Origin of the sequence: Lutibacter sp. (assembly GCF_041555395.1) — a bacterium.
Taxonomy (GTDB): Bacteria; Bacteroidota; Bacteroidia; order Flavobacteriales; family Flavobacteriaceae; genus Lutibacter.
Genome location: NZ_JBFFKM010000006.1, coordinates 52,627 through 65,056 on the forward strand (window position 1 = coordinate 52,627; position 12,430 = coordinate 65,056).

Sequence of the window (12,430 nt, forward strand, 5' to 3'; positions counted from 1 at the left end):
AATAGAAAATTAACCTATTTCATTAATACATTCTTAAATTTTTCTATATCTTTCAATGCAATTCCCGTGCCTCTAACTACGGCTCTTAAAGGGTCTTCAGCAATATACACGGGCAAATCTGTTTTTCTGGACAAACGTTTGTCCAACCCGCGAAGCATAGATCCTCCACCAGCTAAATAAATTCCGGTGTTGTAGATATCGGCTGCCAATTCAGGTGGTGTTTTTGAAAGCGTTTCCATAACGGCATCTTCAATTCGCAAAATAGATTTATCCAATGCTTTCGAAATTTCTCTAAATGAAACCTGAACTTGTTTTGGTTTACCGCTTAATAAATCGCGCCCCTGAACAAGCATATCTTCCGGCGGAACTTCTAAATCTTCCGTGGCGGCGCCAACTTGAATTTTTATATTTTCAGCGGTGCGTTCTCCAACATATAAATTATGCTGCGTTCTCATATAATAGGCAATGTCGTTGGTAAAAACATCACCCGCAACTTTAATGGATTTATCACAAACAATACCTCCTAAAGCGATCACTGCAATTTCTGTTGTTCCGCCTCCTATATCGATAATCATGTTTCCTTTAGGCTGCATAATATCAATACCAATACCAATAGCCGCGGCCATTGGTTCATGAATTAAATATATTTCTTTTGCATTCATATGTTCCGAAGAATCAATTACAGCACGTTTTTCAACTTGTGTAATTCCTGAAGGAATACAAATTACCATGCGCAATGAAGGTGTAAAAAATCGCTTTTTTATACTTGGAATACTTCTTATAAACTCCTTTATCATCTGTTCAGAAGCTTCGAAGTCTGCAATTACGCCATCTTTTAATGGTCGTATTGTTTTAATATTTTCATGAGTTTTTCCTTGCATTAAACTGGCTTTTTTACCAGTTGCAATAATTTTCCCAGTACTTCTATCTCTTGCAACTATTGATGGCTGATCCACAACTACTTTACCCTCATGAATGATAAGCGTATTGGCAGTGCCTAAGTCAATTGCAATGTCCTCGGTCATAAAGTCGAAAAAACCCATATTATTTTATTGTTTTAAAAATTTGAAATTTCACAAAGTTACTTAAATTAGTGTTTAAAATGACGTGTACCCGTAAATATCATCGAGATTTTATGCTCATTGCAATAATCAATTGACAATTGGTCCTTAATTGAACCTCCTGGCTGAATTACCGCGTTAATTCCAGCTTTATTTGCAATCTCCACACAATCTGGAAATGGAAAAAAAGCATCACTTGCCATTACCGCTCCTTTTAAATCAAAATTAAAATGATTGGCTTTAGCAATCGCCTGCTCTAAAGCATCTACACGGCTGGTTTGACCGGTTCCACTTGCAAAAAGCTGTTTATTTTTAGCCAAAACAATAGTATTTGACTTGGTGTGTTTACAAATTTTTGAGGCAAAAAGCAAATCTTCCAATTCACTATTGGTTGGTTTTTCTAACGTCACAAATTCTACAACGTCGAGCGCATCTGTTTTGTTGTTTTTATCTTGAAAAAGAACACCATTTAAGGCGGTTCTATATTGAGTGTCTGGCAATTCAATATCTTTCTGAACTAAAATAATTCTATTTTTCTTGCCTTTTAGAAGCGCTAACGCCTCTTTATTATACCCAGGTGCAATCACAACCTCACAAAAAAGTTGATGAATTTCTTTGGCAGTTTCTGCATCAATAACTTTATTAGAAATTAAAACGCCACCAAATGCAGAAGTTGGATCAGCAGCTAAAGCATCCAAATAAGCTTGCTTTAAAGTAGCTCTTTGTGCTATGCCACAAGCATTATTATGTTTTAAAATGGCAAATGTTGGTTCGTCATTTTTAAACTCATTCATTAAATTTATCGCAGCATCAACATCCAGCAAATTGTTGTAGGAAAGTTCCTTTCCATGAAGTATGTCGAAAAGTTCGTTCAAATTTCCAAAAAAGTAACCTCTTTGGTGTGGATTTTCTCCATAACGCAAAATTGAAACTTCATCAAAACTTTGTCTGAATGCCAATTCGTCCTGATTCAAATAGTTGAAAATTTTGGTATCATAATGACTGGAAACCGCAAATGCTTTTGCTGCAAATTTTTTGCGTTGGTCTATAGTAGTTTCACCATTGGACGATGAAAGTATTTCCAAAAACTCATCATATTGGTTAAGTGATGAAACACAAATAACATCGTTAAAGTTTTTTGCTGCGGCTCTTATCAACGAAATTCCGCCTATATCAATTTTTTCAATAATATCTTCTTCTGAAGCTCCAATGGATACAGTTTTTTCAAACGGATACAAATCAACAATTACAATATCAATTTCAGGAATTTCATATTGCACCAACTGCAAAATATCATTATCATTTTCTCTTCTTGATAAAATTCCTCCAAAAACTTTTGGGTGCAATGTTTTAACCCTTCCTCCTAAAATTGAAGGATATGAGGTTAAATCTTCAACCGGTATTACACTAACGCCAAGCTCTTTAATGAATTTCTCCGTTCCACCCGTAGAATAAATTGTAATCTTAAGGTCATTTAATTTTTGTATGATTGGCGCCAAACCGTCTTTGTGAAATACTGAAATTAGTGCCGATTTTGCTTTTTTGGATGTACCCATAAGTTATCTTTATAAATGTTTGGCAAAGCTACTAATAATCAATAGTCTAAACAACACAAAATAGTCATAAAATTCAATTAACTATTTTTAATTTTTTGGTGGAAATTTGACACCATTTCATTGTAGTTTTGGGAAGTATTTTTAGGATGATTTTTTCTAAAAAGTTTATTCAGAAAAGAAACTTTGTCAATTAAACGTTTTGTTTTGACATTTGTTTTTGGGGATTTTTTTAACATTGAAAAATATATTTATTGGGGGTGTTTATTTTAATTGCGCAACTTTTTTACACACAAATTCCAAGAACAATTCATCTGCTTCAGAAAAAGGATTTGTGATGTGAGAATCAATATCGATTTGCCCCACATTTTCTCCATTTACAAAAATGGGAATCACAATTTCACTTTTAACTTTAAATCCGCAGGAAATATAATTATCTTGAGCGGTAACATCCGGAACCACAAAATTTTCGTTACTGATTGCCACTTGTCCGCAAATGCCTTTTCCGAATGGAATGACAGTGTGCTCGGTTGGTTCTCCGGCAAATTCAGCCAGTTTTAATTCGGCTGCATTTCCGTTTTTAAAATAAAAACCAACCCAATGGTAATAGTCAATTTCTTGTTTTAAGTAATCGCAAATTTCCTGTCTCTTTTCTGAAACCGATTGGTTGCTTTCTGCAATAGCGGTTATAGATTCTTTTAATTGAAGAATATTCATATTAATTTGTAATTTTATGCAAAATTAAAATTCTTTTTTTTGTGAAAGGCAATAAAACGGTAGTATTATTTTTAATAAAATTTTTTGGCACTTATTTGCTATTGTTTTTGCTGTATTCCTTATATTTAGAAAAAACACAAAACAGTTCGTCTCCCTTTTCGTGCGCGCCAATCACCAAAAATGTTGCCGAACAAACACAATATTTATTAAACGTTTTTGGTTATCCAACAGAAATAAAACAAGACACTGAAACACTAGCCGTAAAATTATTTATTAACGGTAAATTTACCGCTTTTATAGTTGAAGGCTGTAATGCAATTAGCATCATCATCTTATTTATTGCTTTTATCATTGCTTTTGCCGGGAAATTTAAAGCTACGGTTTTGTATATCTTATTTGGAAGTTTGCTTATTTATTTCACAAACATTGTTCGAATTGCAATTATTTCAATTGCACTGTATAGATATCCGCAGTACCAGCACATATTGCATGAAATTATATTTCCATCCATTATATATGGAATAACATTTTTGCTTTGGTTTGTTTGGGTAAAGAAATTTTCAACATTAAAAAAATGAGAAAATCAGTTCGAATACTTTTAATTGTTGTGCTGCTATTTATGCTGATTTCTATTCGCGCTTTTTTACAGCCCTATTTCTATGATCCGCTTTTGGATTATTTTAAAGGTAACTTTTTATATACCTCTATTCCCGATCTGAATTTCGGTACTTATTTTTTGAACATTTTTTACAGATACGCGTTAAACACCATCATTTCATTGGCGATTATTTATTTGGTTTTTAATGATGTAAAAGTGCTTTATTTTTCGGCTAAATTTTACATTCTTGCTTTTTTAGCATTGAGTTTGATGCTTTTTATTCTCTTAAAATTTAATGTAACACAAAACTATATGTTAATTTTTTACATCCGTAGATTTTTAATACAGCCTTTGTTTGTTTTTATTTTACTTCCTGCTTTTTATTATCAAAAATTATTGTCGGCTAAATAATTGTAACATGTAATTGGTAATTAGTAATTGGGAAATGCATACAATTTTTCATTATAAATTCAATTCGCGCTAGGGATTGAAGTGAAAATCCTTTTTTGAGGTTTTTTTTCCGAAAAAAAGATTATAGCGTAAAGCCCGCCCGTTTTTTCAACGGAAACGCCCAAAATATTGCTTTAAATTAAGTCATTTTTGAAACTAAAAAAATGTTTTGTGATATTTTTTGTAACATTCTCAAGAATCCAACGTATAATATTGTAGACCCTTTATATTAACAAAAAAAAATATTAGCTACTTCATGAGACAACTTAAAATAACGAAACAAGTTACCAACAGGGAAACCGCATCATTAGACAAATACTTACAGGAAATTGGAAAAGTAGATTTAATTACTGCTGAGATGGAGGTGGAATTGGCGCAGAAAATTAGAGCCGGAGACCAATTGGCTTTAGAGAAATTAACAAAAGCAAACTTGCGTTTTGTGGTATCTGTTGCTAAACAATATCAAAATCAAGGACTTACATTGCCAGATTTAATTAATGAAGGCAATTTAGGATTGATAAAAGCAGCGAAACGTTTTGATGAAACTCGTGGATTTAAATTTATATCTTATGCTGTTTGGTGGATTCGTCAATCCATTTTACAGGCGTTGGCTGAACAATCTCGTATTGTTCGTTTGCCGTTGAATAAAATTGGCTCAATCAATAAGATTAATAAAATGTATGCATTTTTAGAGCAGGAAAATGAAAGACCTCCCTCTGCCGAAGAAATTGCAAAAAAATTAGACATGACCGTTAATGACGTAAAAGAATCCATGAAAAATTCTGGCCGTCACGTATCAATGGATGCTCCTTTAATTGAAGGTGAAGATTCAAATCTATATGACGTTTTAAATACAGGTGAATCTCCAAATCCGGATAAAGCATTGCTTCATGAATCGTTAAAAGTAGAAATTGAACGCGCATTGGAAACTTTAACGCCCAGAGAAGCTGATGTTGTTCAATTGTACTTTGGTTTAGGAGACACACATCCAATGACTCTTGAAGAAATTGGTGAAACTTTTGATTTAACGCGCGAACGTGTTCGTCAAATTAAAGAAAAAGCCATCAGAAGGCTAAAACATACTTCAAGAAGTAAAATTTTAAAAACTTATTTAGGATAAAACCAAATATTTTAAACTTATTGATTGCATTAAAAAGAAAAACGCTTTAAATATTTGAAGCGTTTTTCTTTTTTTATTTAATAAATGATACTTTTGTACAAACAACATTCAAAAAAATGAACAAATTTATTGCTCCTTCCCTATTGGCCGCAGATTTTGGCAATTTACAACGTGATATTGAAATGATTAACAAAAGTGAAGCAGACTGGTTTCATATTGATGTGATGGATGGCGTTTTTGTTCCTAACATTTCATTTGGAATGCCTGTAATAAAAGCAATTAAAAAACACGCCAAAAAAACCATGGACGTGCATTTAATGATTGTTGACCCGGATCGTTTTATTGAAGATTTTAAAAATGTTGGCGCCGATATTTTAACGGTGCATTATGAAGCCTGCCCTCATTTACATCGCACCATACAAGCCATAAAAGCGCAAGGAATGAAAGCCGGCGTTTCTTTAAATCCTCACACGCCAATTGCTGTATTGGAAGATATTATTGCCGATTTGGATTTGGTGTTGATTATGAGCGTAAATCCAGGTTTTGGAGGGCAAAGTTTTATTGAAAACACCTATAAAAAAGTGGAGCAGCTAAAATCATTGATTGAGTTTTCCAGTTCAAACGCGCTCATTGAAGTTGATGGTGGTGTAACGGATGAAAATATAGAAAAACTTTCAAATGTTGGCGTTGATGCTTTTGTGGCCGGAAGTTTTGTTTTTAAAAGTAAAAACCCCTCAGAAACAATCAGCAATCTTAAAAAATTAGCGTCAAAATAATTTAAGAATTGTTTTCTCGTAGGATTATTTATGATGATCCTAACAAAGCTCCGCTTTGAAAATCAACAAAAGAAAACGTCGCATACTAAAAAACAAAAGCAAGCTTTATTTTTTAGCTTGCTTTGTTTTCAACTTTTTGTTGATTTATTCGTGACCCCGGTAGGATTCAAACCTACAACCGCTGGAGCCGAAATCCAGTGCGCTATTCAGTTGCGCCACGAGGCCTTTATTTTATTCTAACAATTGTTTTACTGCAGTTGAAATTGATTTTCCGTCAGCTTTTCCAGCCAATTTTTTTGAAGCAAGCGTCATCACATTTCCCATATCTTTCATTGAAGTGGCGCCAACTGCTTTAATAATTTCAGCTACGGTCCTTTTCACATCATCATTACTCATTTGAACAGGTAAAAATTGGGAAATTATTGCTACTTGTGCCAATTCAGGTTCTGCCAAATCATCTCTACCTTGTTCTTTATATATGGCTGCGCTATCTTTTCGTTGTTTTACCAATTTTTGGAGCAATTTTATCTCGTCATCTTTTGTCAATTCCTCTGTAGCTGCACTTTTTGTTTGTATCAGTAACAATTCGGATTTAATGGCTCTTAACGATTCTAAAGCAACTTTATCTTTAGTTTTCATCGCCTCTTTCATCTGATCCATTATCTTTTTCTGTAAACTCATAATCCTAAAATTTTATTCTGCGAAGATAAAAAAAAAGAACTCGAAAATCTTCATTATTTCAAGAAGATTTTCGAGCTAAAAACTTAGAAACTTAATCTAAGTTTTTTGTCTTTGGGCTACTTTTTAATCTACATTGTCATGTAAAAAGGAATTGTTTGAGCGAAATTGAATTGTGTCCGTATCATCAATTTCCAATGTCGTTCTGGATTGATAAAATTCTGATGAATGCGAGGTTTGATCCAATTCAACGCCCATTCTTTTATAAGCTGGCTCCTTTTCTATTTCTTCAATATTTTTATTTAGTTTGTTGATGAACTTATAATTAAAATTTTTCATTTTCTCTCTTCTGTCAGCGGCTCTTTGTTGCAATTCAGCAATCGTTAAATCCAACGGAGAAACTTCTTTATGATCAATTACTTCATATTCCTTTACATCAATTTCGGCTTTTGAGCGAAGCGTGAAATTCATCTCATCATTTGATTTTTCTTCAATAACCATAGGTTTAGAAGCCTTTGTTAAACTCTCCTCCAATTCTGTATAGTCTTCCAAAGTAAAATAAATGTCCTCATCTACCTTTTTTATAGAATTTACCTGTTGATGGTCATGAACATCAATGTTATCAATATTCATTTTAGGTTCTTCAACCTGGGTTTTATTTTTAAATTCCGAAATTGGCAAATCGAACGTAAATGATGTTTGTTTTTCCTCTTCAACCATAAGGACATCTTCTTCTTTTTCAGGAATAAATGAAGTAATTATAAAATCATTCTCTGTTTGAAAAGCAATTTCTTCATGAACCACCTCAATATTTTTAATAAATTCAGTGGTTGAAATAATCTCAAAGTCATCTTCAATTTCATCACCCAAATCAAATATTATTTTATCTTCAATAGTTGGCATTGGCGCAGGCATGTTGAAATCTGGCTTATTGTTTTGGATCATTGAAGATTCCTTTATGATTCTTTTTTCAGTAAAATCGAAAGTCGCCTCCTGATCATCATTAAGTGTGTGAATTATTTTTTTTGCTTCGGTATTTGAAATTTCATGTTGTTGGTCTTTGTTAAAACCTGTGGCTACAATAGTTACTGAAATGGCATTACCCAAAGATTCATCTTCCCCAACGCCCATGATAATATTAACATTAGATTTGGCTTCTGCCTGAATATAATCGTTTATTTCTCCTATTTCATCAATCGTAATTTCTTCCGATCCCGAAACAATTAAAAGCAATACATTTTTGGCACCAGTAATTTTATTGTCATTTAACAAAGGTGAATCCAGTGCTTTAGAAATTGCAATTTCAGATCTATTTTCACCAGATGCAATTGCAGAACCCATAATAGCAGTTCCGCTATTTGAAAGGACGGTTTTAGCGTCTTTTAAGTCTATATTCTGCGTATAGTGGTGTGTAATTACTTCCGCTATTCCCCGAGCAGCGGTCGACAGCACTTCATCAGCTTTAGAAAATCCGGCTTTAAAACCAAGATTTCCATATACTTCCCTAAGTTTGTTATTGTTAATTACAACTAAGGAATCCACATATTCACGCAATTTATCAATCCCTTTATAAGCTTGGTCATTACGCATTTTTCCTTCAAAATTAAACGGAATAGTCACAATGCCAATTGTTAATAAATCCAACTCTCTGGCCACTCTTGCTATTACAGGTGCAGCACCAGTTCCTGTTCCTCCACCCATTCCCACGGTGATAAACACCATTTTTGAATTGGAAGACAACATTTGTTTAATTTCCTGAATACTCTCCATGGCGGCTTGCTCACCAACTTCCGGGTTTGCTCCTGCACCCAATCCTTCTGTTAATGAAACACCCAGTTGAATTTTTGTTGGAATTGGACTGTTTTGCAATGCCTGCGCATCGGTATTGCAAATTACGAAATCAACGCCATCAATTCCTTGCAAATACATATGGTTTACGGCATTGCTGCCTCCTCCGCCAACTCCAATAACTTTTATAACGTTGGACTGATTTTTTGGTAAATCGAATGAAATGTTGCTAAAATCTGAACTGCTCATAATATATATTTATTGGATTATTCTATAATTAATTTTTTCTTTATTACTCGGCATTGTCTAAAAAGTCCCTGAATTTATCGCCCCATTTTTCAAAAATGGACTTTTTAGGTTCTTTCGGTTCTTCAATAATTGTTGACTCTTTTTTAGCATCCTCCGTTTTAGGTTTTTCGAGAATTTGCTGCTGAGCTATTTTGGCTTTTTTAGCTTTATCAATTTTATTCAATCCGTTCATTAAAAGTCCGACCGCTGTTGCATATTGTGGACTTGATAAACTTTCGTCTGAATCCCCAGCCAAATTTTCATTCGGATACCCAATTCTGGTATCCATTCCGGTTATGTATTCAACCAGTTGTTTGATATGTTTTAATTCAGCTCCTCCTCCTGTTAAAACGATTCCGGCTATTAATTTTTTCTTAGGTTCTTCATGGCCGTAATTTTTAATTTCAAGGTAAACCTGTTCAATAATTTCCACGACCCTTGCATGAATAATTTTAGACAGATTTTTAAGGGTAATTTCTTTTGGATCCCTACCACGTAAACCTGGAATTGAAACGATTTCATTGTCTTTATTTTCACCTGGCCACGCCGACCCAAATTTTGTTTTCAACAATTCAGCCTGCTTTTCAATAATGGAACAGCCTTCTTTTATATCTTCTGTAATCACATTTCCACCAAAAGGGATAACTGCGGTATGGCGTATAATTCCATTTTTAAAAATCGCCAAGTCCGTTGTTCCTCCACCTATGTCAATTAATGCCACACCCGCTTCTTTTTCTTCTGCACTTAAAACAGCTTCTGCAGATGCCAAAGGCTCTAAGGTTATGCCTGCCAAATTCAATCCGGCACTTTTAATGCATCTTCCAACATTTCTAATAGAAGAAATCTGACCCACAACTACATGAAAATTAGCTTCTAACCTGCCGCCATACATCCCAACCGGTTGTGTAATTTCAGCCTGACCATCCACTTTAAATTCCTGAGGAAGCACGTGAATAATTTCTTCACCGGGAAGCATCACCAATTTATACACTTGTTTCTCCAATTTTTCCAAGTCTTCCTCGCTTATAACTTCTTCAGCATTCGGTCGTGTTATATAGTCGCTATGTTGTAAACTTCTTATATGTTGTCCGGCGATGCCAACAACAGCATCTGAAATTTTAATTCCAGAAACGGCAATTGCTTCATCAACAGCCCTTTGTATAGATTGTATTGTTTGCGTAATATTATTTACCACGCCACGGTGCACACCCAAACTTTTGGCTTTTCCAATACCTAACAGCTCAATTTTCCCATACTCATTTCTGCGGCCAATCATAGCGACAATTTTTGTTGTCCCTATATCCAATCCTACTGAAATATCATCATTTTCCATAATCTACTTTATTTGTGCACACAACTTGCTTGTTGTATTTTAAATTAATTGAATCGTACTTATAAATTGTACTATCAGCCATTGATTTAATATAAAATAATCCTAAATTTTTAAATTTATGATCCAAATTTTCAACTTTCCCTAAAATTATTTTCTGATCACCAACTCTTGTGTCCAAAACATATTCATTTTTCGGCTTTATTTCTACCCCAATAATTTGTTCTTTTAAAAATTCATCATTCAAAATTGCGGTCACCAATTGATGAATTTCTGCATTATTCCCTTCTTTAACAGCCCCTGAAATCAGCAATACTCTTGCTGAAAAATTCTCAGACAAAGGCATTGATTTTGCCTGTCTATCAATGTAATAACTTTCATTATTCATAACCACTCTGGCAATAGGGGTTCGCTGCTTAATTTCAGCTTTAAGAAAACCATCAACTGTTAAAAAAACAGAAGCACTTTCCACCATGGGGTGTGATCGAATATTTGCTTCCAAATTATGTAAATTTATAACAGATTTTGCTTGATTTTTAACTGTTCCGCCATTTTGTATTAACAATTTATTAACCATTTGGTAATCCATAAAAAGGTTGTCTCCCTGCTCAAATTCAATGGAAATATCCGATACTTTTTGAGTGCTGTTTTTTAGATTTGAAAAACCATATAAAAACACAACTAACAACACTAATAGAGTTCCTATGATGTAATTCCAATTAATTTTCATGGCTCAACGCATTTTTAATTACCTCTACTAATTCGCCAATATCACCGGCTCCAATCACCACAATTACCTCTGAATCAATTTTTAATATATTTTCAACCAAATTCTCTTTTGAAGAAATTTGTTTATCTTCTATCGTTATTTTATCCAACAGCCAGGCTGAAGTCACTCCATCAATAGGCAATTCCCTTGCCGGATAGATGTCCAATAAAATCAACGTGTCAAACCGAGACAAACTTGTCGCAAAATCATCAATAAAATCCCTAGTTCTGCTATATAAATGTGGTTGAAAAATCCCCACTATTTTTTTTGTGGGATACATTTCTCTAACGGAATCAACTACCGCGTTAATTTCTGTTGGATGGTGTGCATAATCATCAATTAACACCAAATTTTCTCTTTTAATTTTATAGGAAAAACGTCTTTCAATTCCTTTAAAAGTTAGTAAAGCTTTAGCAATGACCTGGAGTGAAACCCCGAAAATATTTGCCATTGCCAAAGCCGCCACCGCATTTAGCACATTATGTTTCCCCGGTAGGTTAATTTTTATGTTTTCTATAGTTTCTGAAGGTGTCTGAACATCAAAAATGTAAGCTCCTTCTTCAATTCTTAAATTTTTTGCATCATAATCGGCATCTTCGTTAATACCATATGTTATGCCTTTAAGCGGCAAACCTTTTCTAATGATGAGTGTATCTGAAACTTTATCGGCAAAATCCTTGAACGATTTCTCTAACTCAGTCTTTTCTCCATAAATATCTAAATGATCGGCATCCATAGAAGTGATGCAAGCGATATTTGGAGACAGTTTTAAAAAGGAGCGATCAAATTCATCAGCTTCCACTACAGCTATTTCACTACCTCCCAAAATTAAATTAGACTTGTAATTTTCTGAAATTCCACCTAAAAATGAGGTTGCGTTTATTCCGGATTCCTTTAAAATATGCCCTAAAATTGTAGATGTGGTGGTTTTGCCATGAGTTCCGGCAACTGCCAAACAAAAAGTATTTTCAGTAATTTCCCCCAATATTTCCGATCGCTTTAAAACGACAAATTTATTTTCTAAAAAATAATTAAATTCTGCATTATTCTTTGGAATTGCAGGTGTATAAACCACCAAAGTATGCTCATTATCTTTAAATTCTGATGGAATTAAATTTACGGAATCTTCAAAATGAACCTCAATTCCCATTTGCTGAAGTGACTTGGTAATTTTTGTTGAAACCTTATCGTATCCAGCAACATTTTTGCCATTGCTTTTAAAATAATTTGCAATAGCGCTCATACCGATACCACCGATACCAACAAAATAAATATTATGTATACGTTCTAAATTCAACTCAA

Annotated in this window: 12 protein-coding genes and 1 tRNA gene; 4 read left to right on the forward strand and 9 right to left on the reverse strand. The window is 33.8% G+C overall.

All coding sequences use genetic code 11. From position 1 onward, the window contains the following. Positions 1-14: 14 nt before the first annotated feature. The 3 genes from ABY285_RS02845 to ABY285_RS02855 all read right to left on the reverse strand — a co-directional run bounded on the left by ABY285_RS02845 (position 15) and on the right by ABY285_RS02855 (position 3,331). Positions 15-1,043: a rod shape-determining protein gene (locus ABY285_RS02845; RefSeq protein ID WP_372766808.1), complete on the reverse strand. Its 1,029-nt coding sequence runs from the start codon at positions 1,041-1,043 to the stop codon at positions 15-17. Positions 1,044-1,090: 47 nt separating this feature from the next. Further along, complete coding sequence (purH, locus tag ABY285_RS02850; protein WP_372766810.1) at positions 1,091-2,617, reverse strand: bifunctional phosphoribosylaminoimidazolecarboxamide formyltransferase/IMP cyclohydrolase; 1,527 nt, start codon at positions 2,615-2,617, stop codon at positions 1,091-1,093. 261 nt (positions 2,618-2,878) lie between these two features. Then, positions 2,879-3,331 (reverse strand): GAF domain-containing protein, encoded by a 453-nt coding sequence (locus tag ABY285_RS02855; protein WP_372766812.1) that lies wholly within the window; start codon positions 3,329-3,331, stop codon positions 2,879-2,881. 29 nt (positions 3,332-3,360) lie between these two features. Between ABY285_RS02855 and xrtF the strand changes: the two genes are divergently transcribed. The 4 genes from xrtF (at position 3,361) to rpe (ending at position 6,275) form a co-directional block, all read left to right on the forward strand. After that, the gene (gene xrtF, locus ABY285_RS02860; RefSeq protein WP_372766869.1) at positions 3,361-3,909 is read left to right on the forward strand and encodes an exosortase family protein XrtF; all 549 of its coding nucleotides are present in this window, start codon (positions 3,361-3,363) and stop codon (positions 3,907-3,909) included. Next, positions 3,906-4,340 (forward strand): exosortase F system-associated protein, encoded by a 435-nt coding sequence (locus ABY285_RS02865; RefSeq protein WP_372766814.1) that lies wholly within the window; start codon positions 3,906-3,908, stop codon positions 4,338-4,340. Before xrtF ends, ABY285_RS02865 begins: the two co-directional genes overlap by 4 nt. A 295-nt stretch (positions 4,341-4,635) precedes the next feature. Then, positions 4,636-5,499, forward strand: coding sequence for an RNA polymerase sigma factor RpoD/SigA (locus tag ABY285_RS02870; protein ID WP_372766816.1), 864 nt, complete (start codon positions 4,636-4,638; stop codon positions 5,497-5,499). A 116-nt stretch (positions 5,500-5,615) separates the two neighbouring features. Beyond that, entirely contained in the window at positions 5,616-6,275 is a 660-nt protein-coding gene (gene rpe, locus ABY285_RS02875; protein WP_372766818.1) for a ribulose-phosphate 3-epimerase, read from the forward strand. A gap of 151 nt (positions 6,276-6,426) precedes the next feature. Here the strand turns inward: rpe and ABY285_RS02880 are convergent. From ABY285_RS02880 to murC, 6 genes are all read right to left on the reverse strand, one after another. Further along, positions 6,427-6,500, reverse strand: a tRNA-Arg gene (locus ABY285_RS02880). Between the two features lie 6 nt (positions 6,501-6,506). Further along, positions 6,507-6,956 (reverse strand): GatB/YqeY domain-containing protein, encoded by a 450-nt coding sequence (locus ABY285_RS02885; protein ID WP_372766820.1) that lies wholly within the window; start codon positions 6,954-6,956, stop codon positions 6,507-6,509. 123 nt (positions 6,957-7,079) lie between these two features. Then, positions 7,080-8,990, reverse strand: coding sequence for a cell division protein FtsZ (gene ftsZ, locus ABY285_RS02890; protein ID WP_372766822.1), 1,911 nt, complete (start codon positions 8,988-8,990; stop codon positions 7,080-7,082). A gap of 43 nt (positions 8,991-9,033) precedes the next feature. Beyond that, positions 9,034-10,362, reverse strand: a complete 1,329-nt coding sequence (gene ftsA / locus ABY285_RS02895; protein ID WP_372766824.1) for a cell division protein FtsA — start codon at positions 10,360-10,362, stop codon at positions 9,034-9,036. After that, entirely contained in the window at positions 10,352-11,089 is a 738-nt protein-coding gene (locus ABY285_RS02900; protein WP_372766826.1) for a cell division protein FtsQ/DivIB, read from the reverse strand. Before ABY285_RS02900 ends, ftsA begins: the two co-directional genes overlap by 11 nt. Further along, positions 11,079-12,425: a UDP-N-acetylmuramate--L-alanine ligase gene (gene murC / locus ABY285_RS02905; protein WP_372766828.1), complete on the reverse strand. Its 1,347-nt coding sequence runs from the start codon at positions 12,423-12,425 to the stop codon at positions 11,079-11,081. The genes ABY285_RS02900 and murC overlap by 11 nt, the downstream gene beginning before the upstream one ends. Positions 12,426-12,430 lie beyond the last annotated feature (5 nt).

Bases quoted from the DNA above. Each gene is read 5' to 3' on its own strand.
- ABY285_RS02885 (WP_372766820.1), bottom strand. From the start codon at position 6,956: ATGAGTTTACAGAAAAAGATAATGGATCAGATGAAAGAGGCGATGAAA.
- ftsZ (WP_372766822.1), bottom strand. From the start codon at position 8,990: ATGAGCAGTTCAGATTTTAGCAACATTTCATTCGATTTACCAAAAAAT.
- ABY285_RS02855 (WP_372766812.1), bottom strand. From the start codon at position 3,331: ATGAATATTCTTCAATTAAAAGAATCTATAACCGCTATTGCAGAAAGC.
- ABY285_RS02870 (WP_372766816.1), top strand. From the start codon at position 4,636: ATGAGACAACTTAAAATAACGAAACAAGTTACCAACAGGGAAACCGCA.
- purH (WP_372766810.1), bottom strand. From the start codon at position 2,617: ATGGGTACATCCAAAAAAGCAAAATCGGCACTAATTTCAGTATTTCAC.
- ABY285_RS02865 (WP_372766814.1), top strand. From the start codon at position 3,906: ATGAGAAAATCAGTTCGAATACTTTTAATTGTTGTGCTGCTATTTATG.
- ftsA (WP_372766824.1), bottom strand. From the start codon at position 10,362: ATGGAAAATGATGATATTTCAGTAGGATTGGATATAGGGACAACAAAA.
- ABY285_RS02900 (WP_372766826.1), bottom strand. From the start codon at position 11,089: ATGAAAATTAATTGGAATTACATCATAGGAACTCTATTAGTGTTGTTA.
- rpe (WP_372766818.1), top strand. From the start codon at position 5,616: ATGAACAAATTTATTGCTCCTTCCCTATTGGCCGCAGATTTTGGCAAT.
- ABY285_RS02845 (WP_372766808.1), bottom strand. From the start codon at position 1,043: ATGGGTTTTTTCGACTTTATGACCGAGGACATTGCAATTGACTTAGGC.